This window comes from Paenibacillus sp. EB106-06-01-XG199 (assembly GCF_058791575.1).
In genome coordinates, this window is the sequence record NZ_JBYTDQ010000006.1 from 291,356 (window position 1) to 316,630 (window position 25,275).

Consider the following 25,275-nt stretch of genomic DNA (forward strand, 5'->3'; position numbering starts at 1 on the left):
AGCAGGCAAAAATAGGAGTTGTAGAACATGTCTAAGTCCAATGAAGAAGTATTCTTAACTAAAGAAGGATTGGCTAAGTTAGAGGAAGAGCTTAGGGATCTGAAGACGGTGAAACGCAAGGAACTGGCAGCCCGCCTTAAGCTGGCAATCAGCTACGGAGACTTGAAGGAGAACAGTGAGTACCACTCGGCCAAGGAAGATCAATCGTTCATGGAAACCCGGATTATGATCCTGGAGAAAATGCTGACGAAAGCCCAGATCGTTGATTCGAGCAAGATGGATTTGAGTGCAGTCAGTGTAGGTTGCATCGTCATCCTGAATGATGTGGAATACTCCGAAAAAATCGAATATAGAGTGGTGGGCCCGGCTGAGGCTGATGTACTGGACAACAAGATTTCTTATGAAAGTCCGCTGGGCAAAGAGCTGATCGGCAAAAAAGTGGGCGACATCATCAGCGTCAATGCCCCGATGGGCATCATAAAATATGAACTGCTTGAAATCAAAATGCTGTAACAAACGGAAATCCTCATCCCCTTGTCATTTCTCTGGGGATGAGGATTTTTGTTGTAGACAGGTGAGCGCATCTCCGGAATAACGGCATTACGGCGTAACGGCGGCCCGGGGGAATGACGGAACGCAGCTTCCAGGCCTGCGGCTCTGCCGCTTTCAGATCAGGCTATGGCCGCCGTCGATATGAAGTACCGTGCCTGTGGTGAATCCGTTATGGATCAGATAGAGAACGCCCTTAGCCACGTCCGCCGCGGTGCCTACACGCTGGGCCGGCAGCTTGGCAGCTGTGCTGCTGTAAAAGGCATTCCGGGATTCCTCCGCCATCCCTGCCCGGGAAGGCGTGTCAATAATGCCCGGAGAGACGACGTTCACCCGCAGCGGGGCCAGCTCCAGGGCCAAGGTCCGGCCAAGATTTGCGACAGCAGCATTCACTGCGCCCAGCATGGAGGAGCCGATCATGGATTTGAACGCTACAACCCCTGAGAAGAGGGTAATGGACCCATTGGGGTTCAGCATCGGAGCCGCATATTTTGCGGCATAATATTGGCCCCAGAATTTGTTCTCGAACAGCGAGCGGGCAGTGCTTGTCGGCGTTGCCAGGAAAGGCCCGCCGCTTGTTTCGGCCGCACTGACAACCAGATGATCAAAAGTCCCGGTCTGCTCGAAGAACAGCCGCACCTGCTCCTCATCTGTTACATCCAGTATGTGCGAAGTTACTTTCACCCCTTTACCGATGGCAGCCTTGGCCTGTTCCAGCTTATGCCGGGAACGGCTGGCAATTACAATCTCCGCACCTTCCGCGGCGGCCCGTCTGGCCGTTTCCAAACCGATTCCCGAGCTTCCGCCGACAATAACTACTTTTTGTCCTGTTAACATCTCATTTCCTCCTCAAAGGTTTATGGAGCATTACTTTCAGACATCCGCCGCAATTGCTTCGGAAGCATCGCTAAGCATGTTGTGCTTTGTGAGGAAAGTATATGTCTATAACTTCCTTTTGGGAAGTAGTTACCTAATTGTTATACAGTTTCCAAAAGTATAGTTTTGTGCAGTGGAAGGGTTGCCGGATTAAAGTTTTTTAGAGCGTGAGTCCGTATCGTTTTAGCTCGATAAAAATTCCTTCCAGCTGTTCCCCCTTCGCGGTCAGGGTATATTCTACACGCGGCGGTACCTCCGGATATACTGTACGCTCCAGAATGCCATGGTTCTCCAGCTCACGGAGCCGCAGCGAGAGCGTCTTCGGGCTGATTCCCTCCAGGGATTTCAGCAGATCGCTGAAGCGCATCGTGCCTTCGATCAGCAGATCGCGGATAATGAGAAAGGTCCATTTGGTTCCAATAATATCGAGTGTTTTGGCAATGGGACAGGGTTCGCCGGGAGTGCCCTTGGTTATAATAACAGGCTCTGAATGGTTCATATTCAACTAGCCTCCTGAGGAATAGCGATTTTTCTTAATCATATCACAATACTATCCTTTGGGAAGTTATGTGCAGCCATAGGCAGTTTCTATTAAGCATATTGTTTCCATATCTTAGACGGGCCTTACTTCAGCAGGTATAGTAGGGAGTAACTATAGAACAGAGGAGTCCTGGCCCGTGATTGAGACTGTGTTGTCGACGTTATTTAAGGTCATATTGCCGCTGTCCATTCCGGTCATCGCCGGAGCGCTGCTGGGCCGGTTCAAGAACCTCGATACGAAACCGTTGTTAACGCTCTATTTGTACTTTTTGAGTCCGGCGATCATTCTCGATACGCTGGCTACTGCAGAAATTTCCTTCGACGACGTCTATAAGACACTGTCGTTCTCCTTGCTGAATCTGTTTCTCTTATGGGGCCTGGCCAATGTGCTCGGGCGAGTACTGAAGCTGGCTCCGGCAGAAGCCGCCGGACTGACACTGGTCTCCACGTTTACGAACAGCGTCAATTACGGGCTTCCGCTGGTGCTGCTGGCCTTCGGCCAGCTTGGCCTCGATAAAGCCTCGGTCTATGTCATTGGCCAGATGGTAATCGTCAATACCATCGGCGTTTATTTCGCTGCAAGATCACAGTTCTCAGTGCGCAGCGCCGTTAAATCCGTGTTCTCGCTGCCGGCCATCTATGCGGCGATTCTGGCTTTGATGCTGCGGGCGCTCGGCCTGCATATGCCGGATGAACTGGCATCCGGAGTCGCGATGGTGGCCGGGGCGTATTCGCCCGTGGTGCTCGCGATTTTGGGCGCGCAGATGGTCAAGGTCAAAGCGGCCCAGACAGAGCGCAATGTGCAGCTTGCCTTCTGGACCGGGATCACGGTCCGCCTTCTGCTGGCTCCTCTGCTTGCCGCACTCGTTTTGCTCCTGCTGAATATTACCGGCACCTTATTTTCGGTGCTGCTCATTCTGGCGTCCATGCCTGTCGCCGTCAATTCTGTCGTACTGGCCGAACGGTTCAGCAGTTCTCCCTCCCTGGTATCCCGCTGCATTGTATGGACAACGCTGGCTTCTTTCCTGGTACTGCCGGTGCTCATTGTGGTGGTTGGCAGCGTGTAACGAGCTTTGCAGCGGACCTTGGGTTTATGCCGTTCCTTCACAGAACCTGCGCCCATAAATAAGGGAAGGTCTTCATCCAAGATTGACTTACCGGCAGAAGTAATGATAATTTGCACACCGCGATCTGTATCTATATAAATTGAACTTATAATTCTTCTATTTTGGGGCTGGCCGTGACTACAGAGAATATTTGGACTTCCGGCCGCTGTTAGGTTTGGATTTCCTGAATTTAACCGCGAATCGCGGTAGAAATCCAAACCTAAAGGCGGACGCTATCGCTCCTCCAATTCCAAAATTCCCCTCCGCCACTTTTCCCTAAATATAATTCTCAAGTTCAATCTATATAGTGGTTTTCTCAGAACAAGACCGCGTTTTTCCATCCGCGTCAGATGACAGGATAGCCGACTCTTATCCCAGTCCATTGGGTCAGCTAACTCCTGTTGGCAAAGCTTTGGACACGGTTGATTTCCATGGAAAATTAACCGGGGAATTTCGCGCACAAATTGCACTTGCAAGCATTTTATAGAGTAGATAAGGCAAGGAGTAGAAAAGAAGGGGGAAATGGATTGGGACTTGCATTATGTGCGCAAATTGCTAAGAAGCATCATGCAGAGTTATCTTGCTTCAAAGCCTAATAATAAATATGGATAGGCAAAGTCGTCCGTGCGGAACAGGGGCCACCAGCCTTATGTCCCGCTCTTATTCACATTTACTCATTCTCCTGTGCTCTCATATTCAACCTCAACCAGCTTGAAAAAGTCGGACGGTCTGATCTTTAGCCCTTTGCAGAGGTCGAAAATTTTTGTGACGGAAGGTTCGTTTCTGCCACGGTTTTACCGATAATTTGCTTTATGATTTTGGACGAATCGCTTAAGGAAACTCACCCCGTTTAAGTCCACTATTAATCTGATGTTTTGCGGCATGGACTTGCGCTCAATAGCTCTGGCTATCATATATCAATTCCTCACATAGATTTTCTACATTATTCAGCAGATCAGGTATCCAAGCTTCTGATCCTGGGATTATCTCTATGCCACCGTATACAAGCCAACGTAATGTTTTAATCAGCCAACATAAACCGCCAATTCGCACTTGCCAGTTCAAATGATTAATATGTAAATTAGTTCCCTCTAAGTAAGCTGAAATCATATCTTCTTTTGAGAGATTGCAGAAGGTGTGTGCTTCCGTAATTAAGCAATACAAGTCACCAAGATGAGGACTTAAATAAGCACTGGACCAATCAATCGGCATAATGCCATCTTCTTGAATCAAAAGGTTTTTTGCATGATAATCATGATGAACTAGAGAAGTGGGGACCATCTGATATAGTTTTTCTAAATGAAGAGGTAACACTTTTTCGACTTTTAGTAACACTCTGTTTTCTTCTAACGTATTCGATTTCAATAAATCATCCAACAGTTGAAGAAATCCGCTCATTGAAACTGAATATGCTTCAATGGTCTTTCTTGGTAGCATCCTTAAGTTGGCTGTTGCTCTCACTCTAAGCCTTGCTAATTCCCTCGAAGCCTCAAGAAAATACTCAGGTTCTGGTTGCTGTTCCAAATTTCTTTTTCCGGCATCTTCCATGATGAATACTCCACTGCCCTTCAGTTGAGTAAGTTCAAAGATCTGCGGAGCTTTGATTTGCAGTGGATGAACTAACTCCTGGTAAATTTCAGCTTCCCCTGCCATCTCACTTCCTCCCCATTTAATAATACGTGATTCACCTGTTCTCAATGTTGCTCTGTAAACTTCTGAAAGAGACCATTTCCTTAAAAGAGACCATTCAGAAATTTCATTTAATAAGGGGATCAATGTGTAATAAGCTGAAAAGCATGTTGGAATCATATTTTCATTCCCTCCCATACATTTGTTAACGAACATATTTTTACATATATGATCAAAAAAGTATAGACTTATAATTCACCGTTTGATATGATGTTGGATAAGGTCTTGGAAAATTTCGGGACTCTTTTTTGCAAGAATTGGTGTTTATAAGTTTGATCTGTTCAAGGTGAAAATATCTTATAAAATGTAGGCCATCCCGCAAAGGATGGCCTTTTTAAACATGCCTGCGATGTGTTTGGAGAGCAGAATAATCAATTTTGCTAGGGCGTGTCTACAAACAGAAGAACTCCGGGGAAGCAGGAATTTAGTATTGAAAGTGGGGTTCCTAAAAGCCCGCAGCGGGTTGATTTACTCGTACCGGACTCAGGAGACGCTAAGGAGGGTAAAACCCCTGTTTATTCTCTTTTGCGGACCCAGCGGACCTTATCTGCTCTGCATTCTATCTAAAAACGGCCAGCAGGGAGAAATAACTGCGCTGGAGTCCGTTTCCTTACTGTAACAGGCAAAAAGCCCCGAATAAGAGCAGCTAGGTCCGTCTATGCCCAGAGCCAGGAATGGAGTAGATAGGGGTCCCCAAAAACCTTTAGTTTAACCTATATATCTTTAATAATTCTGATTGATGGAAAATCCATTAATAAATATAATAGTAGCAAATATAGGTTAGCCAGGAAGGGGAAGCTTAAATGATTCCATTAGATGACGTAGACAAATGCTACCCATTAATAAATGAGCGGGCACAACGTTTTTTGAGTGAGCAAGAACTGAAGCAATATCTCTCCCTCCCGCAAAACGAGGTTGAACACCAGCTTAAACTGTTGCTGGAAAGTCCGATTGCCCAATTTACCATTGTAAATGAAGTCTACTTCAGAGCGCGTTGGGCGGAGGTTTTTGAAGCACTGCAGTTGGGAGATGAACTGACATTATTGGAGGTGGCTTCCGGCGATGCAGATATGGTTCCCCAGGTCATGGCACGAACCCATCCGAACAGTACATACATAACGGCGAATATGAATAAAAGCCTCACCACCAGTTTGCTGCAGAAAACGCGGGGCCTTCCCCTGCATATGAAAGTCATAGAGGACGATGCAGCTTATCTCGAAAAACATCTGCCTTCCGGGTCAGTGGATCTTATCGTTTTTCAGCATGCGGTCAATGATATCATCCAGGCGATTTTGTGCGGACAGGCTGGAATCGACACCATCCATACAGATTGGATGGAAACTTTGCCGGCCATGATCAAACTTCTTCAGCAGGAGGTTGCCTCGGGTACACTCGAAGTTCATGCCATGCAGCCTTTTATCACCTTGATCCACACTTTATTGATATTTTTGCGAACAGATGGCATTATCGCTATGAATCATTATATGTTCCAATTGGACCTTGACTGGGGCTACCCGGTAGATTTGTTTGAGAATATCATCCCCCTGACCAGACGCTGGCTGAACGGGATTGAGGGGTGCGAAGAGATTTTTATTCCCGGTTTTGACCGGCAATGGTGGATCTTTTTGCAAAAAAGATAAGGATGCTTCACAATCGCGGTGAACCTCAACTACCAGGCCAAGTCTTGTAGCCCTCGCGGTTCACTTGGTTGGTGATTCTTCTCAGCCCCCGGCCCACCGTTCCACCTTCCGTCCCTTACGCGTTGTTTCATCCCCATCTTGATTTTCTCCACGATAATGTTCCATTGGTACTCAGCCCCATCATCTGCATCATCATCCCGCCTGAAGAGGTCGCCATATCGAAATCCTTCTCGTACATACTGATCCACAGTCTTTTCATTAAATTAGGAAAACCAAAAATATTGAACATATGACAAAGAAGTTAGAATTTAAAGCGTTTTCAATCCCTTTTATAATCAAGTTATGATAAAAGAAAGGGGTTACAAAAATTGACTAACTTATTTTACAAGCCGAACGGGGCTTGGGTGGGGGACCTGATCCCCTTTTACAAAGACGGCAGCTTCCGTTTGTTCTATCTTCATGATTGGAGGGAGAACAAGAGTATTCATGGGGAGGGAACTTCCTGGTTCGAGCTCCGCACAAGCGATTTCGTGCACTACGAAGAAATGGGCGAAATGCTGAAGCATGGAAGTGTGAGCGAGCAGGATCTTAACTGTTATACCGGCTCGATCATCGAAGCCCATGGAGAATATCATCTGTTCTACACTGGCCTCAATCCGAATCCGGAATTCATAGAGAACGGAGTGCCACTCCAATGCGTCATGCACGCCGTGAGCACGGATATGGAGCAGTGGCGGAAAATTCCCGAGGATACCTTCTATTCCGACGGAATTCAATATGAAAGGCATGACTGGCGCGATCCCTTTGTATTCTGGAACGAAGAGGCGGGGGAATACTGGATGCTTCTCGCCGCAAGGAACAAAGAGGGCCCTTCCCGGCGCCGGGGAAGCATCGGGCTCTGTGCTTCGAAGGATCTCAAGCAATGGGAAATCCGCGAACCGTTCTGGAATCCGAAAATGTACGTGACGCACGAATGCCCGGACTTATTTCAAATCGGGGAATGGTGGTATCTGGTTTACTCCACGTTCTCGGAGCGATTTGTCACCCATTATCGTATGAGTAAATCTTTAAGCGGACCTTGGACGGCGCCGAGAAACGATGCGTTTGACGCTAGGGCGTTCTATGCCGCCAAAACATGGAGTGACGGAAACAAGCGATATGCTTTTGGCTGGGACCCTAGCAAGGAAAACGAGGATGATTACGGTGATTGGCAATGGGCCGGGAATTTGGTCGTGCACGAACTCGTTCAGGAACAGGATGGAACATTAACGGTTCGTATCCCGGAGACAGTCTCACATCATTTTTCAAATGAACAGGCTGCCGTGTGGGGTTCCCGGCTTGGGGATTGGAAGGAGTCAGAGGGAGGCATAGCGGCGGTGGCAGACGAGACCTTCTCTTGCATATCTGCGGGTTCCATGCCGGAAACTTGCAAAATTTCGGCCCGGTTGTCCTTCTCCGAAGGAACCAGAAGCTGCGGTATTATGCTTCGTGTTAGCGAGGACAACAATGATGCCTATTATATTCGCCTTGAACCTATTCATAACCGCCTGGTGTTCGACATGTGGCCCCGCCGGATAGAGGGTGAGATGCAGTGGCATATCAAAGGAGACCAACCGCATGCGGTAGAGCTGGAAGTACCAATAGAATTGCATGCCGATACGAATTATAATATCGAGATCGTTATGGAGAATTCTGTTTGCGTCGTATACTTGGCCGACCAGGTCGCCATGACTACACGTTTGTATAATTTAAAAACCGGCAACTGGGGCTGCTTTGTTCAGGAAGGCCGGGCGAATTTCGAACAGGCATCCATTTCGGTTCCCAACTAACAGGAGGTCTTATAAATGAAACGTTATGTCAAATGGCTGACTCTCTCGTTATCACTGGTTGTCCTGGTGGCGATGGTGAGCGCATGCGGAGGCAAAAATACTAATAACGGCGCTTCAGAAACCGGATCGGCAAATCCGCCGAAGGTGGACAAGAAAACATACAAGTGGTTCGTGGCCCGCGGTGTAGACAGCCCTCCAGCCGTTACCGTAAAGGAAATTGCGGACGAGTTTTCCCGAACACATCCGGAATTCGAGCTGGTTCTGGAAGGTACGGGTGATCGCCCGTCCTATCTGCAGAAGCTGCGCACATTGATTGCAAGCAATGAGATGCCCGCCATGTTTGATACAGATCCGGATGCCTATGCTTCCAAGCTGGTGGAGCAAGGCAAACTGGTCGATATGAAAAAACTGCTGGAGGAGCTGGGGAAATATGAAGATTTCCGTCCGGTGGCCTTGCAATATCAGCAGTTCGCAGACGGCAGCATGTATACTTTCCCGTTAGAATATGGAATCGAGGTATTCTGGTACAACATCAAGATGTTCAAGGATCTTGGCCTGGAGCCGCCGAAGACGTTCGATGAGTTCATGGAGGTTGCCGAGACGCTGAAGCAAAGCGGGGTTACGGCGATTGCCGTCGACGGCAAGGATAAATGGCCGGTTCTCCGGTACCTGGCGTACAAACCGTTCCGCATGACAGGCAATGATTTTATTGAAAATATAAAGCAAGGGAAGGCATCTTTCAAGGACCCTGCCGGCATGGAAGGTATTAAGTTCGTGCACGATCTGGGCACCAAAGGGTACTTTCAGGAAGGATTCACTGCAACGGATTACACCGCAGCGCGTGACTTGTTCCTGGGCGGCAAAGCCGGCATGTATTACATGGGTTCATGGGAAACTATGAACTTCGTAAATGATAAAGTAAGCACAGAAATGAAGGACAATATCGGGTTTTTCCGGCTTCCCATGATGGAAGGTGCCAAAACGGCTGAAAATGATTATTTCATCAACTCGGGCATCGGCGTTGCCTTCAACCAGGAGACCTTCGATGATAAGATGAAAGAATTCGTCAAATTCCTTCTGGAACAATATCCGAAGGCCTATACGGAAAAAGGCCAATTCTCGCCTTTCAATTATTCTCTTGATCAAGAGCAAGGGATGCCGGAGCTCTTCTATAAAATTCAAGACGAAATCGCGAAATCCGGCAACGTCTTTGCGGTCCCGTGGGATACGCGCCTTGACCCGGCCACGAATGAACTGCTCGGCAACGAATTGAATGCCTTGGCTCTGGGAGCCCATACTCCGGATGATTTTGCAGAATTAATGGATCAGGCGATTAAAGAAAATGCGCCGAAATATTTCAAATAGCGATGCTAAACAGCGGCCAATCGAAAGCCGGTTGGCCGCCTGTAAGTAAAATAAAACTAAAATTAGGGAATGAGCAAGCATATGGATAAAGTCCTACGCAATCGCAAAGCCGCTCTTGTCTTCCTGTTGCCTGCATTATTAGTGTATTTGCTTACCGTCCTGGCTCCCATCCTTTGGTCGATGTATTTCAGTTTCTTCTCCTGGGACGGAGTTTCAGATATGCTCTATATCGGCTTTGACAATTACGCCAAGATGTTCGGCGGCGACAAGACATTCTGGAAGGCATTCAGCAACAATCTGATCTATGTTTTCATTATTGTAGCCATGCAGGTATTTCTTGGTTTGTTGGTTGCTATCTTGCTGACCAGCATCACCAAGGGGAGAGAATTGTTCAAAACATTATATTTTGCCCCTGCTATCATCACGTCAGTAGCCATAGCACAGTTGTTCCAAAATGTGTACTCGTTTGAACCTGTCGGAATCCTGAACTTTTGTCTGCAGCAGATTGGTCTTGGAGACTGGAGCAGGCCTTGGCTTTCCGACTTGAAGTGGGCTCTGAGTGCCGTATCGGTACCCGAAGGTTGGCGTTATATCGGTCTTTATATGATTATCTTGTATAGTGCGTTAATTTCCATTCCTTCCGATATCGAGGAAGCTGCCAGAATTGACGGAGCTTCTTCCTGGAACCTGTTTCGTTCGATTAAAATGCCGCTGATTAAGCCAGTTCTGATGGTTTCTATCATTATGGCTACTACGGGAGCGCTAAAAGGGTTCGACATCCCGTATCTCATGACGAACGGGGGACCGGGCCGCGTAACGGAATTGTTGCCGACTTATATGTACAAAACTGCATTCTCCAGTCTGGACTTTGGTTATGGCAGCGCGATGGCCGTATTTATCGTCGTTGAAAGCCTCATTGCAGTCGCCTTTATCAGACGGATGATGGACAGTAAGGAGACCTGATGATGAAATTTTCTGGCTATACTAAAGCGGTTCTTGTGGTAGTTTCCTTTGCTCTGCTTGTCATTCAAGTGTATCCGCTTGTCTGGGTGTTCATCTCCAGTTTTAAGGCGCCTACCGATTTTTCCGGTGATAACCCGCTCAGCCTGCCAAGCCAATTCACTTTCGATAATTATTTCAATGTGTGGAACAAAGGGAATTTGGGGACTTATTTTTCCAATAGTCTCATCGTCGCCGTGACGACCATCGTGCTTGTGATCCTATTCAGCGCGATGGCTGCTTTCGTTATTGAGAAGATGTCTTTTAAATGGAGTCAAAGCGTGTTGTTTCTATTTCTGTGCGGCATTATGATTCCGATCCAGGTCGTGCTCATACCGCTGTTCATTCTTTATAACAAAATAGGAATTATCAATACGCTCACTTCTCTCATTTTGCCCCAAGTAGGTTTTGCACTGCCGATCTCGATCTATCTTTTCGTGAGCTTCTATAAATACATTTCGAATGAGATCATGGAGGCTGCTGTCATGGATGGCTGCGGTGTGTATCAGGTTTTCTGGCGGATGATTTTCCCTCTATCCCGGAATACGATAGTCACGGTTGTCGTTATGAATCTGATATTTGTCTGGAATGAGTTTATTTTCGCGAATACGTTTATTCATGACCTTAAATCACGGACCATTCCAGTTGGCTTGATGGATTATATCGGGCAGTACGGTTTGACGGATTGGGGAGCCACCTTTGCTGCAATTAGCATTACGACCATCCCGACTATGGTGGTTTACTTCATTTTCAACAAGAGCGTTATTTCCGGTATGACCGCAGGTGCGACTAAAGGTTAATCTCCCATATGCATATGACTGAAGGTATACTGATAGTATCAGGTTGCCACTCTTCTTGGTCAGGGGGATTTCATGAGCATAAAACGGCTGTTCCTGTCGATAAGTATCCGAAGCAAGATTATTATTTTGTCCATAGCCTGTTCCTTGCTTCCGCTGGTCCTGATTGCTTCCTTAACCTTTGTCTATTTAAGCAAAGTGATCGAGAACAAGATGTCCGACACCACCTCGAATTTGCTAGGCTCCATCAATTGGAATATCCAGACTTTCGTGAATGATGTTGAATCGATTTCGAAGCTGATGTTGTCTTCCCGAGATGTTCAGAACTTCCTTTCCTATACTAAGAATGATTTCAAGGAGATCTATGACCTTCAAAATGCGACCCGCAGTCTGATCGTCAATATTACCAACAACAAATCCTATATTCGTTACGTTTACGTTGGCAGCGGGCAAAGGGAACTGATTACCACAAACCAATGGGACAGATTGACTTATGACAATATCTATCAGGCGGTCTCACGGACAACATGGTATCAACAGGTGGGGGGGATGGGCGGCCGGGGCTTGTGGCTGAACAGCGATGAAGTCCGGCTTCTCAAGGACAGCCCGAACCTGCTGCTGTACGGCAAACGGTTAAACAATCTTGAAACGCTCGAGCCGATCGGCATGTTGATTATTTCCATCGATAGACGGGTCTTCGATGAAATGTTCAAGAACATTTCCAATGCGGAAAAAGGGGATTTGATGATCCTGGAGCAAAACAAAATCATCTATTCTAATTCCCATAACAATGATTTAAAAAAAATTCCTCAAAAGGATTTGGATCAGATCTATGATTTGCCTGAGCGAGGGAACCGCATCGAAACGATGGATGGAGAACGGTATGTCATCACCTTCGAAACGAATCCGGTAACCCAGTGGAAAGTGGTCAGCATGATCCCTTATTCAAGCATTAACTCGGAAATCATCCTGATTCGTAATGTTACGCTCTCATTGACGCTGGTAGCTTTCCTGCTTGCCGCCTACGGCGCTTATCTCATCTCGAAGCGGATCACCAAACAGTTGACTTTGCTCACTTCTGTAGCAAGAAAAGCGGCAAAACGCGATAAAATCGAAGGAATCCTTTTTATAGAAGAAGATGAAATCGGTAAAATCGGAAATCAATTCCTGCGAATCTTCCGCACCAACACGGAATTGTCGGACAAATTGATCGAAGCCAAGCTTAAGGAGAAGGAAGCTGAGCTTCATGCGCTGCAGAGTCAAATCAACCCTCATTTCCTATACAATACGTTAAATTCCATATATCTAATGGCGGAACGAATCAGTGCCAAAAACATTTCCAAAATGGTCATGTCCCTTTCGAATATTTTTAAATTAAGCTTGAACAACGGGGACTATATTACAACTGTCGGGAATGAAATCGAACAAGTGAAAAATTATTTAGAGATTCAGAACATCCGCTATAAGGGGAAGTTTGAGGTGATAATCGACCTCGAACCTGGAATCGAGCACATTCGCATGCTGAAGCTACTTATTCAGCCGTTGGTGGAAAATGCGATCTTTCATGGAATCGAGTTGAAGGAGGACAAAGGGAACATTGCCATCCGGGGACGTATAGAAGGAGAAACGCTTATATTCGAAGTCGAAGATGACGGAGTAGGTTTTGATTCTGATGCCATGAGGCCAAGGGGATATGCCCTGAGGAACATACAGGAACGGATTCAACTGCATTACGGCCAAGACCGCGGGATCCGCATAGACAGTGTTCCAGGCGCCGGAACCAAAGTAACCCTAGAGATCGGAATAATGGATTGAGGCCGGGCTGCGAAGGTGGGATAACATCATGTATAAACTTTTTATAGCGGATGACGAACAGCTTGTGGTGGAGACATTGTCGGCCATGATCGATTGGAATGCATCTGGGATACGGATTGTGGGCACTGCAAATAATGGCAAACAAGCCTTGGAACGGATTCTTCAGTCGGACCCGGACATTGTTCTGACAGATATTAGGATGCCTGGCTTGAACGGACTTGAGCTGATCCGTACCCTGAAGGAGAATGGCTGCAAAGCGGAATGCATCATCGTGAGCGGCTATTCCGAGTTTGAATACGCCAAAGAGGCCATTGAACTGGAGGCGGTGGATTATCTGATCAAGCCTGCAGAGCTAGATGAAGTGGCAAGGACCGTCTCAAGGGCAATTCAACGTCTGGGGCGCAAAGCGGATCAAACGGGGAATAACCCTGAGCATCGAATTGCAAAAGCATTAGACCGGGCGATATTTACGGATCTAATCGTCAATGGAAAACGTCCATCATTCGATCAAACGCCATACGGACAATATGACCAGTTTGCAGTGATCCTGATTGGAAGCCCGGCGACGCTTTTGCTCGAACGAATGAAGGATAAGGGCATTACCGATGCTCTCCTGAGCTTTTTGACGAACCGCGGAATCGTCGTGGATCTGCTCTATGAGCAGCAAAAAGTCATCTTATTATGCATGGCGAGTCTGGAGAAAGACGCGTCATTAACGGAAATTCTGATGGCTGCAGCCGCAACATTTTCAAATGACGGCTCATGGGACGATACTTTATTGTCGTTTGGAATCGGTCCGGTTGTAACCGAAATAATGCATATGCATGTCTCGTATTTGGCAGCCTGCAAGGCATGTCAAATGGGTTTGTTCTTCGGCGCTCCGGTAATGGACGTGAGCAGCTGGACGGAGATTTCCCGTGTTTCAGAAAGAGTGGTCTCCGATTGGTCTAATCAAATACAATCCTTTATCCGTTACGAACAAAAAGAGTTCGAAGCGATGCTAGAACGTTGGACAGAATGGGGGACAAAGCAATTAATCGCTCCCGATACCCTGAAGAAGACAGGCGCCCAGTGGGCTAACCGGTTGCACGATCTGATCGGGCAGGACTATGGAATCAAGATCGAGAGAGTGACCGGAGACCGCACGCGGCTGATTGAAGAGATACATGAAGCGCCGGATTGGGCATCTTTGAAGAAAATATGTATGGATTTGGCGCAGAGTGTGCAATTTTATTTGAACGTAACGAAGACTACCCTGAAGGAAAAGGTGGTTCATGAAATCAAAGCTTATCTTGAATCCCATTATCATGAGAATATCCAGCTCGATCAATTGGCAGAGCGGTTTGATCTCAACGCTTCCTATGTAAGCAACTTATATTCTAAATCAACCGGGCAAACGATTCTGGAATATGTCACTTTGCTGCGCATCCGGCAAGCAAAAAAGATGCTGAGGGAAAGCAGCTTCAAAATCTCTAAAATATCCACTAATGTCGGATATGATAACCAGCGGTATTTCTGTCAAGTGTTCAAGAAGCATGTAGGCGTTAGTCCCGGCCAGTATAGAGAAGAGCATATGATAAAAAGCGAAGGAGATCATCACTAGCGTTCGGCATTTTGATTGATGCGCTCGTGGTCCGAATGATGCTTGTGCTACAGAGTGATGGCTGGTATCTGTTAGAACAGTACAATTTTATCCCTGGAGAGTGGGCTTACCCCGCTCCTTTTTTTTGGAGAAGGATTATAGTAAATGAATAACTCCGTGTGACGGGAAATGAAAGCGATTACTATTCTCGATAAGGTTTATCACCAAAAAGAGGAAAAGGGAGGGGGTTGATCAGCCGTAAAAATGGGACTTGTTATATATTATTAGCGTTTACACAGAACAAGCAAGTATACAGGTTCGGCAAACGGAGCTGCGCTGCTTTTCATCGATGGCCGGTATAGGTTTGAATAAACCGGGTTACCTGGGCTACCACTCCACGGCGTTTTACGGCCAGCCATCAAACCGTTTTTTTCGTGTCATCGGCATATCCTATCGGTTTTCCCATGCTTAAGGAGCAGAATATTGATCTTGAGGAGGTATTTATGCTTACGAGAAAAGTAATGAGACTTCTATTAGCGACCCATCAGAAGCAGGTATGGGACGGAACGTCCTGGACCGATACCGCCATAACGGATACCCGGACTGTGGACATTACTGTAAGTCTGGCACCTGCAGCCAGTGCGACAATAACACGCTTACGCTGAATGCATCAAACATAACAGCAGGAGGCACTGTAACCATCATGGCAGCGGGCGGCAGAATGCGATCGGGACCATTTTGGAAGAGGAGCGGTATTATCCGGTGTAAAAGTTGAAGTGAAAGATTGTTGCCCTTATCGTATAAACGTATAATTATGAGTGATTAAATGAGCACCCGTCAGGCGGAAGCTTGATCTACAAAAGAAAGGGTCATCCTGTGAAGGGTGGCCCTTTTTAAAACTGCCTTGCATACAGGAACTGTTGTACCTTACGGATATAAATTATATACATACTATCGTTGTGGCAAACAAAGAAAACCTGGCTATCGTCAACAGGAGGGTTCAAATATGTGGTTTGGGAAGAAAGAAACGCAACTGGATCGAATAAAAAACAAATTGAATCTAGCCATGTGTAAAGACACGGCTTTCTCGGAGTTTGGATCATCCTCACATCAATACAGGGTTAATGGGAAGCTTGCAGCAAAAGAGCTGGCGGACTGGCAAGCCCACAATCAGGTCACACTTCCTGAGCCTTTCGCGCAGTTTTTAACGAAAGTCGGCAACGGAGGCGCCGGACCCTATTATGGAATTTATTCGATCGAAAAGGCAGCTTCCTATACCGAGCGCCAGGCACTCCTTGCAGAAGCTGTTCTGCATCCCGGGATGACCAAAGAGGAATGGAACCATCTGACGGAGCCCTTGACCAACGACGAGGACATCCCCGATGAGGAATACGACGACGCCCGTAATAAGGTGCTGGGCGGCATGTTGTGCATAGGCACCCAAGGCTGCGAATACGATATGTATCTTGTGCTTGAAGGGAAACACAGGGGGAGAATTGTGTACACCTCCGATTTTCATCCCGATCATCCCTTTTTCTTTGTCTATGAAGACAACTTTCTGGACTGGTATGAGCGCTGGCTGGATGAAATTATTCTGGATTATGATAACGGGTGGTTTGGCAGTCGAATGCCGGGTGATGAGAATGCGCTGATCCAGATTTATCAGAGCGCTCCAAACGAAGAAATCCAGGCAAAAGCGCTAGATGGAATGTTCAAGTTTAAGAAAATCTCTCAGCCAACCCTTGGTTTTTTGAAAAATATAGCGAAGCAAAGCCCAAAAAATCGGACGACAGCAATTTGGCTAATCTGCAAAACTTCTTTTGATGCGGGTAGAAAATATCTTCTGGAGCTGTTGCAATCGGATGGGCATGAGGGTTTTCTGCAAGCTTTAGAGATTCTGCAGGCTTCCAGTAAAACTGTGAATTTAACGGAGTTCATTCCAGTGATCTTGCAAAGGCTTGACAGGATTCACGACCCGGAAACGTTGCGTTATGCAGCGTATATCCTGGAGGATTACGGTGCGATTACTCTCCAGAACTTTGCACCTTTCTTGTGCCACGCCGACCCGAAGATGCAAACTACTGCCATCTATGCCGCGCGCAGTTGTGAGAACAAGCAGGGAAGCTGGGAGATCATTGAACAGATGTTGATGGGGGGCGGCCCGCAGGTTCTGAATAACTCGATTTTATACTGGGGCCTTATTCCACATGAGAAGTTGCTGCCTTACTATAAGGCGGTATGGCCGGAGTATAAAGGCAATCCGAATTTCAGAGAGAAATTTATCGGTTGTTTGCGGGAACTGCATTTGACCGATGACTATTTTGACAAAGATGAATCGTGAGTATAGTAATCCATATCGAAATAGAGAGGCTTGGCGCGAAGAGAACATTGGTTCAATCTCTCAAGGAAAAGGTCGTCCTGAAAGGGAGGGGCCTTTCTTGCTGTTTGGATGAGAATAAGGAATAATAAAAAAACATTTTTGAACAAGGGCGTGTGCGTCCGGAAAGTGTATTCCTGGCTCTGAGCACAAACGGACCGAGTTGCACCTATTTGGGGCTTTTAGCCTGTTACAGTAAGGAAACGGACTCCAGCGCAGTTATTTCTCCCTGAAGACCGTTTTTAGATAGAATCCAGAGCAGATAAGTGCATCTGGGTCCGCAAAAGAGAATAAACAGGGGTTTTACTCTCGATAGCGTCTCCTGAGTCCGAGTGAACGAATCCGCTGTGTGCTTTTAGGGACCCTATCTTCATTCAATACTAAACCCTGCTTCCCCAGAGCTCTTCCAGTTTGAGGACACGCTCTAATTAATAGGAAAGAGTCGAGAAAAGTGCAACCAATCCTAAGAACTTTCTACTATATAGATAAGAGGGATAAGATTTGTAAAGGAGAATACCGGATGGAAGATCAGGGAATAGTTCGCCTGTACTTACAGCGTTCGCAGCAAGCCATTATAGAGACTAAGCATAAATATGGGGCATACTGCAGAGTGATTGCAAGAAACACACTTTCCAGTTATTCGGATATTGAAGAGTGTGAGAACGATACATACTTAGGAGCATGGAATGCAATACCCCCTAATATGCCTAGGAAGTTCCCTGTATTTCTAGGGAGGATCACACGTAATATTGCGCTTGATAAACATGGTTATAATTCAGCGAAAAAGCGTAATCGTGAGTTTGAAGTTATTTTAACTGAATTAGAAGAATGTTTAGCTTCCCCTGAGACTGTAGAAACAGAGTATGAAGCAGGTGAGATAGCCAATTTAATCAATCAATTTTTATATGCCTTAGATGAGCAAGCAAGAAATTTATTTATTGGGAGGTACTGGTACTCCTATTCAATAAAGGATCTTTCTAAGAGTTTTAATATGAGTAGCAGTAAAGTGAAGTCCATATTATTTAGATTAAGAAATAAACTTAAAGTTCATCTGGAGAAAGAGGGGGTTAACCTATGAAAAGAGAAGAGTTATATAGAGAGATCGGATTCATTGATGAGAACTTAATTGAAGCGGCAGAGCACAGTGGAATCGGGAAAAGGAAAAAAAGTATTTCTAAAAAGTGGGTTGTTTTGGTTGCCTGCCTTATCCTTTATAGTTCAACCGCTTCAGCTTTATTAGCAACAGAATATTATAAAAATAATCAAAATGCAGAGCCTTATATACGTTATTTAAGAGCTGAAGACATGGAGCTAGCGCCTGTTACTCAATATGATGCGGATAAATTTCTGCACGCTTTAAAAAGTGATAATGAAGAATATGTATATATTGCTATTAATAGGCTAGTAGAATGCTTTAATGATCAAAAGCTGAGAGAAAAAGCGTTAAAAGAACTCCAGCCATTTTTAGAAAATGATAATCAAAAAATCGCCGATTCGGCTGCTTTCGCTATAGATATTCTGTCAAAAAGTTACCGGAGCCCTTATGTTTTTAAGTTGGCAGACGGAAGTATATTGTTTGCGTTATTTAATAATTATTCGGATTATGGGAGTCAAAATGTCCTCTGGAGGATAAAAGACAATGTGCTTAAAGAATATTCAAGTTTTTCTCCACCATCTATGTATATTACAGATATTATTCCTTCACCCAATAAGAAGTTAGTTGCGATAGTGACATGCTCTAATAAAAGTGAATTCGTTCAAATTATTAATATTGAAGAGGGAATGACAAGTCCAGAGTTAGTAGAATCTGCAAGAGTCAAATATGGTGCACAAAAAGAATTAGATACATGGATTCGCACAGATTATGAGAATTATAGCTATGCAGATAAAATAGTGTGGAAAGACAATGATACTTTAGAGTTTGAGGGTTCTCTTGCCTATCAGGATACTGCGGTTATAGAAAATGTTACTGTAACGTATCAGTTTAGTAAAAAGGTAATAGAAGTGAAAGGACTTAGTGAGTCTAGATGAGAAGTTAACGGTTAATTCCGGCAAACAGAAGCGGGAATAGGGTCGGATAATATCCGCTTCTGTCTGCCGTTTGGTTACCATGCTTTTGACCACATTTCCCGGTGGCAGGCGGTTTCAAAACCAATTTTGGGATAAAAGTCGGGAGCGCCTCCGAAACAATAAGTAGCTCCTAATGGTTCAGTGCGCTTCATTAGCTCGGTTACGGCTACAGTTGCCAGCCCTAAACTGCGATATCGCGGATCTGTAGCAAGGGGTTCAAGATATGCAAAATCGTTCACACCATCAACCCACATTCCGGCAAAACAGGCGTACTCTCCATTGGGGGCTTTTATTATTGCGGTAAGGTCCTTTCTGAAATGTGGACCACTCTGCATGAGCAATCTGGAATCAAGGTCATCGTCAGGCTTGTCTCCATGGTTGAATCCCCGCCACAATACATCGTTAATTTTACGCAGGTCATTTTCATTTTCTAAATTTATGAAAGTGAATCCCTCGGGTAATGTGCGCGTGGAAAAACCCGAAACGTAATTGTAAACTCGGATTGGCTCACTGTATACCTTGTGATATCCTTTTTGGATAAGCAATTTTATAAGATGTTCTTCATAATCGTATACCCTAATATCGAGGCTGTATTGGTCAGCTGATCTCTTAGACAGCTCTGTCTCTGCATATTCAACCATTTCATGTTTTAAAAAATCATATCCTTCTTTGGTTGAAAAGTAGCATTCGCCAACGTCCATTTCATAGCAAGCTACACCTACAACTTCTTCGTTCTCCTCCCAAATACCGAATCGATGTGTTAGAGAATGATTAAAATAAGGGTGTGTATGCGCATACTCCCAAAAAGGCTGCGGGACATTACCACCCAACTGATACTTCTTGAAGTTTAATCTCATGAACTGAGAGACTCTTTCGAAATCGGAAAGTAATCTATACCTTCTTAACGTAATCTTCATGTTATGACCTCCTCCGTCGTTATATGAAATAAGGTATCATGAGATTTTTTTATAATCTATGCAGAGAACATATTAAACAAAACTTGCCGCTTGAAATCGTAAAGTTTTTCAAGGAGAAGGAGATACAAATGAATAACAACGACTTTTTAGAGAAGATAGAACAGTCAGGGATAGCACGCCATAAAGAGTATCTACGCCAAGTTGTGAGACCAGCAATTGATATAGTTAAGAATAACGATGTTGAACCACGATTGGGCTGTAGCCGTTTTGGAGGAGCGCCTGATTTACCAGCCGGTAGCGAATGGCCTACATATGCGGGCAATCCATATCGATTCCTGGGCCAAATCAATTTTGCGGAAATCTCATTAACTGGAGCAGACTTGCCATCTACAGGACTCCTAAGTCTTTTTGTAGCGGATGACCCCGAGGGTGAGGGTTGCCTGGAGGCTTTTGAGGACGGATATGTTCATGCTATATATATTCCTGAATCCATAGATCTGGAGGAGATATCGCCGCCGCCCAATTCCGATAATGGCAAGACCACTGTGATTGAATTTATCCCGGCGATGGATATTCCTTATGACGAATACCAGGTGAAGGACTGGCCTTTCGGGGAAGAAGAGAACGACATATACACTGAAATACGAGATTCTTTGCATAAAAGCTCAGACTACCTTCTAGGTTATCCTTCTCATTGTACACTTGCATATGATCCATCGCCTGGAGCGGGGTGGATCTCTCTGTTAACCATTGCCTCCGATGATGATCTTGAATGGTGTTGGCATGATGGCGACAATTTGATGATATTTATTGAAACAGAACGGCTTAAGAATTTGGACTTTAGTGCGCTTAAGTCTGATGCCGGTTAATGTTCTGGAGAAGAGGGCACAAAAAGAGCCATCCACAAAGGATGGCTCACTATGGGGAATTGACCTACAGATTCGCCACAAGAACAGCCAGAATAGCCACAAAGGCCGGGAGGCCCTGAACCCATAAAATCGACTTCTTGGCAGTGACGCTGCCATAAATCGCTGCCACACCGACACAGATCAGAAAAAATAGCTGAAGCTGAAACCCCGTCGTTTCATTCGGATGGAACAATCCCCATAATAAACCAGCGGCCAGAAAGCCATTATACAGTCCTTGGTTAGCGGCTAGTGACTTTGTTTCCTGCGCAAACTGCCTGCTGATTCCAAACGCCTTCTGCGCTCTTGGAGTAGTCCACATAAACATTTCCAAAACCAAAATATATACATGCTCAAGCGCAACCAGTGCTACGAGTATCGTACTCAAAATCATCATTACAATCTCCTCCATTCCATCCTAATTAGTAGTTATCTAAATTATATTTTGCAAAATATAATATTACAAAACTAAATATATCTAATTTCCGAATTTTTGTCAATTGTTTATAAAAGGGAGCACTCCTAAAGGTATCTGAAGGAGAAATATAAAACGACGGCAGTCTAGGACGTTATTCTTGTCCATGGCTGCCGTCGTTTCTTTTATTGTATGATTCTAGCGTGGTGTCCGCTTAGAAATCAAAGTTATCGGGATCCGGACCGACCCGCTCATCGCGGTTCAGCCCGTCAATCCGGCTCATGTCTTCATCGCTGAGCTGGAAGTCGAACAAAGCAGCATTCTCGATAATCCGCTGTTCCTTCGTTGACTTCGGAATCGTGATAATGCCATGCTGCAAGTCCCAGCGCAGGATAACCTGTGCTACGGATTTGCCGTATGCGGCGGCGATTTCCTGCAGTACAGGCTGCTCCAGCAGCTGTCCCTGCATGAGTGGCGACCAGGCTTCGATCTGGATGCCCTGCTCCTTGCTGAAGCTTCTCAGGGGCTGCTGGGACAAGTAAGGATGCAGCTCCACCTGATTGACCATCGGCTTGATTACGGCATCCTGCATCACATCCTCCAGATGATGAATCTGGAAGTTGCTGACACCGATCGCTTTGACCCGGCCCGCTGTGTACAACGTTTCCAGCGCCCGCCAGGACTCTTTGTATTTGCCCTCTACCGGCCAATGAATGAGATACAAATCCAGATATTCCAGGCCCAGCTTCTCCAGACTGGCCTCATAGGCGGCAAGTGTTGCATCGTAGCCGAGATCAGCGTTCCAGACCTTGGAGGTGACGAACAGATCTTCACGGTTCAGTCCGTTATCCTTCATAGCCTCGGCTATCGCCTGGCCAACGCCCCGTTCGTTCTGATAAGCAGCAGCGGTATCAATGCTGCGGTAGCCATGGGCAATGGCCTGTTTCACGGACAGTACCAGCTCCTCCCCGTCGGCGATCTTAAAGACGCCCAATCCTAGCCAGGGCATCTTCACGCCGTTCTGCAGTGTAGTCGTATCCTGTAAATGCTGTGCCATCTATAATAACCTCCAGAATGTAATGTGATTAGTGATTTGCAGTTAGTACTTTGAGTATTTGAAACGGATTGAATGGAGCGGCAGGTGATCAGGCGGCTTCAGTCTGAAGTGTAAGCTCATCTTTTCGTTCCAGCGCACGGCTCCAGGCGGTAAGGATTACAGCGCCGAATACCATGATTGATCCTACCCATGTGGTATGAATCAGTCCCATGTGATCGGTGACAAGCCCTCCAAGGTATGCTCCGATGGCAATGCCGGCGTTAAAGGCGGCAATATTGACAGCAGAGGCGATATCTCTGGCGCTTGGCGCATACCGGTCGGCGAGCATTACGACAAAAACCTGCAGGCCCGGTACGTTCATGAATGCGAGCAGCCCCATGAAGAAGATGGTGATCAGTGCTGCGGCCTTAAAGGGTGCCGTGAAAGCCAAAACCAGCAGAACGACAGCCTGCAGGGCGAACATATAGAACAAGGCGTTCATCGGCTTGCGGTTCGCCGCCTTGCCGCCGATCACATTGCCGATGGCAATGGCGATGCCGTATACCAGCAGAATGACGGCAACCGTCTTTTCCTTGAAGCCGCTGATATCATGTAACAGAGGCGATAAATAGGTGAAGACGACAAAGGTGCCGCCGTATCCCAAAGCTGTAATTGCAAAAGCGAGCAGCAAGCGGCCATTCGTCACCAGCTTGACCTGGTCGCGCAAAGGCGTCTTCGTGCCTTTGCGCAGACCGGAGGGAACGAGAACCAGGTTCCCGATCAGTGCGGCGATACCGGTAATGACTATGGCGATAAAGGCAGCCCGCCAGCCAAGCTGCTGCCCGAGGAATGTACCCAGCGGCACTCCGGTTACGGTAGCAACCGTAAGTCCGGTGAACATCACCGAAATGGCGCTGGCCCTGCGGTCCTCGGGCACGAGATCGGCAGCAATGGTTGAGGCAATGGACATAAACAGGCCATGTGAGAGAGCCGAAATGACCCGTGCGGTTAGCAGCACGGCAATTCCGTCAGCGGCAGCGGCCAGACTGTTGCCGGCAATGAACAGAAGCATCAGCGCCAGCAGCAGGGTTTTGCGTGAGACCGCCGTGGTCAGTGACGTTAACACGGGTGCGCCGAAGGTAACGCCCAGCGCATATAGAGTGACGGTCAATCCCGCTGTAGTTACGGATATATGCAGGTCATCAGCAATGAGCGGCAGCAGGCCGACACTGACAAACTCGGTTGTTCCTATCGCAAAGGCGCTGATTGCCAAAGCCAGCAGCGCCAGGGTGCTTCTTCTTTTATCTAAGGACATGTTTTCCACTCCTACAGTATGGTAATCACCGGCCGGTAAGTGCTATTATGGATTACCAGGACGTTAAAGGATAGTACGTACTTTTTAGTGCTATAGGTACTAAAAAGTACCCGCAGGTGTATTTGAAGACAAAGCTCACCAAACTTTTCAGGAGGAATCCTCATGGCTAAAAAATATAATATTTCCGTGGAAGCAACGCTGGAGGTGATCGGCGGCAAGTGGAAATGCGTTATTCTTTGCCACCTGACCCACGGCAAGATGCGGACAAGTGATTTGAAGCGCCATATGCCGAATATTACACAGAAAATGCTTACCCAGCAGCTCCGGGAGCTGGAGCAGGACGGCATCGTCAACCGGATCAGCTACAACCAGGTGCCGCCAAAAGTGGAATATGAGCTCAGCGAATACGGCTTATCGCTGCGGTCGATTCTGGATTCCCTCTGCGCTTGGGGGGAACAGCATATCATCAGGGAATATGGCGATAAATTTGCCGTTCTGGAGGACAATGTGCTGAACCACAAAAAGGCAGACTGAACAGCCCCGGCTCTGTGCGGAAATGACGCATTGAGCCGGGGCTGTCCTACGTTCCAATAGCAGCAGATGAACTGCAACTTTTGATAATCGGCTCCGTCTGGTAGAAAGAAGGCACAATTAAGCAAGTAAACCTACCGTGAGGTGAGTAGACATGAATAATCATACATTCAAACAGCTTGTGCTGTCCGCAGCGGCAGTACTGACATTGACTTTTGCCGGGCAGAGCTTTGCCGCCGCTGCTTCTTTTCAGGATCTGGCCGGTATCCCGGCTAAAGCAAAAATTGAAGAGCTGCAGCAAAAGGGGATTATTCACGGGGTCACTGATAGTAAATTCCTGCCGAATGCTCCGGTTACCACTGCCCAAGGCATTCAACTATTCGTCAATGCCCTGGATCTGAATATCGACATGGTTCGCTTCATCAAAGCCCCGCAGGCGACGGACTATTTCCCGAATGCCAGCAATACGGCCTGGTATGCGGATGCGCTGATTATCGCTGCCAATAACAATATTGGCCTGCCGGCAGATTTGGACCCTGCGGAGAACTGGACGCGGGAAGAGTTCACCCATCAGCTGATGCTGGCGATTGAGAAGCACAGCAACCTTCCGATGATCAAGCTCATGCCGGTGGATATTGCCGACGAAGCTGATTTCACGGGCGGCTACGACGGCTCCCTTCAGCGGGCACTTGCCCTTGGAATCGCCAGTCTGGACACCGCAGGCAAATTCCATCCGGCCAAGGAGATTACCCGCGCAGAAGCAGCGGAACAGATCTACAATGCCCTGGAATATATCGCTGCCCATCCGGCTCCTGCCGGTGGATACGCTGAATAAGTAAGCGCCGGATAACGGGATCGCACTCTCTTTTACAATCATAGAGCCTGCCAGACTGACAAAAAACCGCAAGCCTCCAAGGAATGG

The 25,275-nt window shown here is 46.6% G+C and carries 25 protein-coding genes; 17 read left to right on the forward strand and 8 right to left on the reverse strand.

Features of this window, described 5'->3' with window-relative positions:
- Positions 1 to 27: 27 nt before the first annotated feature.
- Positions 28 to 513 (forward strand): transcription elongation factor GreA, encoded by a 486-nt coding sequence (gene greA / locus AC3WT9_RS22565; RefSeq protein WP_038597863.1) that lies wholly within the window; start codon positions 28 to 30, stop codon positions 511 to 513.
- A 153-nt stretch (positions 514 to 666) separates the two neighbouring features.
- On the opposite strand, the gene AC3WT9_RS22570 is transcribed toward greA, so the two are convergent.
- A complete protein-coding gene (locus AC3WT9_RS22570; protein ID WP_341380119.1) occupies positions 667 to 1,386 on the reverse strand; it encodes an SDR family oxidoreductase in 720 nt (239 codons plus the stop codon).
- Positions 1,387 to 1,585: 199 nt separating this feature from the next.
- Positions 1,586 to 1,924 (reverse strand): winged helix-turn-helix transcriptional regulator, encoded by a 339-nt coding sequence (locus AC3WT9_RS22575; RefSeq protein WP_341097149.1) that lies wholly within the window; start codon positions 1,922 to 1,924, stop codon positions 1,586 to 1,588.
- A gap of 178 nt (positions 1,925 to 2,102) precedes the next feature.
- Between AC3WT9_RS22575 and AC3WT9_RS22580 the strand changes: the two genes are divergently transcribed.
- Positions 2,103 to 3,032, forward strand: coding sequence for an AEC family transporter (locus AC3WT9_RS22580; protein ID WP_341097147.1), 930 nt, complete (start codon positions 2,103 to 2,105; stop codon positions 3,030 to 3,032).
- 509 nt (positions 3,033 to 3,541) lie between these two features.
- Complete coding sequence (locus tag AC3WT9_RS22585) at positions 3,542 to 3,667, forward strand: hypothetical protein (protein ID WP_492407968.1); 126 nt, start codon at positions 3,542 to 3,544, stop codon at positions 3,665 to 3,667.
- A 298-nt stretch (positions 3,668 to 3,965) separates the two neighbouring features.
- On the opposite strand, the gene AC3WT9_RS22590 is transcribed toward AC3WT9_RS22585, so the two are convergent.
- Positions 3,966 to 4,880, reverse strand: coding sequence for a phosphotransferase family protein (locus AC3WT9_RS22590; protein WP_341380116.1), 915 nt, complete (start codon positions 4,878 to 4,880; stop codon positions 3,966 to 3,968).
- Positions 4,881 to 5,563: 683 nt separating this feature from the next.
- Here AC3WT9_RS22590 and AC3WT9_RS22595 point away from each other — a divergent pair.
- Positions 5,564 to 6,400 (forward strand): hypothetical protein, encoded by an 837-nt coding sequence (locus tag AC3WT9_RS22595; RefSeq protein WP_341380114.1) that lies wholly within the window; start codon positions 5,564 to 5,566, stop codon positions 6,398 to 6,400.
- 127 nt (positions 6,401 to 6,527) lie between these two features.
- On the opposite strand, the gene AC3WT9_RS22600 is transcribed toward AC3WT9_RS22595, so the two are convergent.
- Positions 6,528 to 6,659 carry a hypothetical protein gene (locus AC3WT9_RS22600; RefSeq protein ID WP_341097141.1) on the reverse strand — a complete coding sequence of 44 codons (132 nt, stop codon included), beginning with the start codon at positions 6,657 to 6,659 and terminating at the stop codon, positions 6,528 to 6,530.
- Positions 6,660 to 6,768: 109 nt separating this feature from the next.
- Between AC3WT9_RS22600 and AC3WT9_RS22605 the strand changes: the two genes are divergently transcribed.
- The 10 genes from AC3WT9_RS22605 (at position 6,769) to AC3WT9_RS22650 (ending at position 19,195) form a co-directional block, all read left to right on the forward strand.
- On the forward strand, positions 6,769 to 8,229 hold the full coding sequence (locus AC3WT9_RS22605) for a glycoside hydrolase domain-containing protein (RefSeq protein ID WP_492407955.1): 1,461 nt from the start codon (positions 6,769 to 6,771) through the stop codon (positions 8,227 to 8,229).
- Positions 8,230 to 8,244: 15 nt separating this feature from the next.
- On the forward strand, positions 8,245 to 9,594 hold the full coding sequence (locus AC3WT9_RS22610; RefSeq protein WP_341380113.1) for an ABC transporter substrate-binding protein: 1,350 nt from the start codon (positions 8,245 to 8,247) through the stop codon (positions 9,592 to 9,594).
- Positions 9,595 to 9,675: 81 nt separating this feature from the next.
- Positions 9,676 to 10,557 (forward strand): carbohydrate ABC transporter permease, encoded by an 882-nt coding sequence (locus tag AC3WT9_RS22615; protein ID WP_492407956.1) that lies wholly within the window; start codon positions 9,676 to 9,678, stop codon positions 10,555 to 10,557.
- Positions 10,557 to 11,393, forward strand: coding sequence for a carbohydrate ABC transporter permease (locus AC3WT9_RS22620; protein WP_341380111.1), 837 nt, complete (start codon positions 10,557 to 10,559; stop codon positions 11,391 to 11,393). Before AC3WT9_RS22615 ends, AC3WT9_RS22620 begins: the two co-directional genes overlap by 1 nt.
- 72 nt (positions 11,394 to 11,465) lie before the next feature.
- Complete coding sequence (locus AC3WT9_RS22625) at positions 11,466 to 13,205, forward strand: cache domain-containing sensor histidine kinase (RefSeq protein WP_341097132.1); 1,740 nt, start codon at positions 11,466 to 11,468, stop codon at positions 13,203 to 13,205.
- A gap of 28 nt (positions 13,206 to 13,233) precedes the next feature.
- Entirely contained in the window at positions 13,234 to 14,808 is a 1,575-nt protein-coding gene (locus tag AC3WT9_RS22630) for a response regulator (protein WP_341097130.1), read from the forward strand.
- A 482-nt stretch (positions 14,809 to 15,290) separates the two neighbouring features.
- On the forward strand, positions 15,291 to 15,452 hold the full coding sequence (locus tag AC3WT9_RS22635) for a hypothetical protein (RefSeq protein WP_341097128.1): 162 nt from the start codon (positions 15,291 to 15,293) through the stop codon (positions 15,450 to 15,452).
- 341 nt (positions 15,453 to 15,793) lie between these two features.
- The gene (locus AC3WT9_RS22640; protein WP_341097126.1) at positions 15,794 to 17,128 is read left to right on the forward strand and encodes an SMI1/KNR4 family protein; all 1,335 of its coding nucleotides are present in this window, start codon (positions 15,794 to 15,796) and stop codon (positions 17,126 to 17,128) included.
- 556 nt (positions 17,129 to 17,684) lie between these two features.
- Positions 17,685 to 18,242 carry an RNA polymerase sigma factor gene (locus AC3WT9_RS22645; protein WP_341380110.1) on the forward strand — a complete coding sequence of 186 codons (558 nt, stop codon included), beginning with the start codon at positions 17,685 to 17,687 and terminating at the stop codon, positions 18,240 to 18,242.
- Positions 18,239 to 19,195: a hypothetical protein gene (locus tag AC3WT9_RS22650; RefSeq protein WP_341097122.1), complete on the forward strand. Its 957-nt coding sequence runs from the start codon at positions 18,239 to 18,241 to the stop codon at positions 19,193 to 19,195. The genes AC3WT9_RS22645 and AC3WT9_RS22650 overlap by 4 nt, the downstream gene beginning before the upstream one ends.
- 74 nt (positions 19,196 to 19,269) lie before the next feature.
- Here the strand turns inward: AC3WT9_RS22650 and AC3WT9_RS22655 are convergent, their stop codons facing one another.
- Positions 19,270 to 20,151 (reverse strand): GNAT family N-acetyltransferase, encoded by an 882-nt coding sequence (locus AC3WT9_RS22655; RefSeq protein WP_341380109.1) that lies wholly within the window; start codon positions 20,149 to 20,151, stop codon positions 19,270 to 19,272.
- A gap of 128 nt (positions 20,152 to 20,279) precedes the next feature.
- On the opposite strand from AC3WT9_RS22655, the gene AC3WT9_RS22660 reads away from it, so the two are divergent.
- Complete coding sequence (locus tag AC3WT9_RS22660; RefSeq protein WP_341380108.1) at positions 20,280 to 21,020, forward strand: YwqG family protein; 741 nt, start codon at positions 20,280 to 20,282, stop codon at positions 21,018 to 21,020.
- A 64-nt stretch (positions 21,021 to 21,084) separates the two neighbouring features.
- Here AC3WT9_RS22660 and AC3WT9_RS22665 read toward each other — a convergent pair whose 3' ends face one another.
- The 3 genes from AC3WT9_RS22665 to AC3WT9_RS22675 all read right to left on the reverse strand — a co-directional run bounded on the left by AC3WT9_RS22665 (position 21,085) and on the right by AC3WT9_RS22675 (position 23,822).
- Positions 21,085 to 21,453, reverse strand: a complete 369-nt coding sequence (locus AC3WT9_RS22665; RefSeq protein ID WP_341097118.1) for a DUF1304 domain-containing protein — start codon at positions 21,451 to 21,453, stop codon at positions 21,085 to 21,087.
- A 232-nt stretch (positions 21,454 to 21,685) separates the two neighbouring features.
- The gene (locus tag AC3WT9_RS22670) at positions 21,686 to 22,528 is read right to left on the reverse strand and encodes an aldo/keto reductase (RefSeq protein ID WP_341380107.1); all 843 of its coding nucleotides are present in this window, start codon (positions 22,526 to 22,528) and stop codon (positions 21,686 to 21,688) included.
- 88 nt (positions 22,529 to 22,616) lie between these two features.
- Positions 22,617 to 23,822, reverse strand: coding sequence for an MFS transporter (locus AC3WT9_RS22675; protein WP_341097115.1), 1,206 nt, complete (start codon positions 23,820 to 23,822; stop codon positions 22,617 to 22,619).
- A 162-nt stretch (positions 23,823 to 23,984) separates the two neighbouring features.
- Between AC3WT9_RS22675 and AC3WT9_RS22680 the strand changes: the two genes are divergently transcribed.
- Complete coding sequence (locus AC3WT9_RS22680) at positions 23,985 to 24,356, forward strand: winged helix-turn-helix transcriptional regulator (protein WP_341097114.1); 372 nt, start codon at positions 23,985 to 23,987, stop codon at positions 24,354 to 24,356.
- A gap of 151 nt (positions 24,357 to 24,507) precedes the next feature.
- Positions 24,508 to 25,188 (forward strand): S-layer homology domain-containing protein, encoded by a 681-nt coding sequence (locus AC3WT9_RS22685; protein WP_341380105.1) that lies wholly within the window; start codon positions 24,508 to 24,510, stop codon positions 25,186 to 25,188.
- Positions 25,189 to 25,275 lie beyond the last annotated feature (87 nt).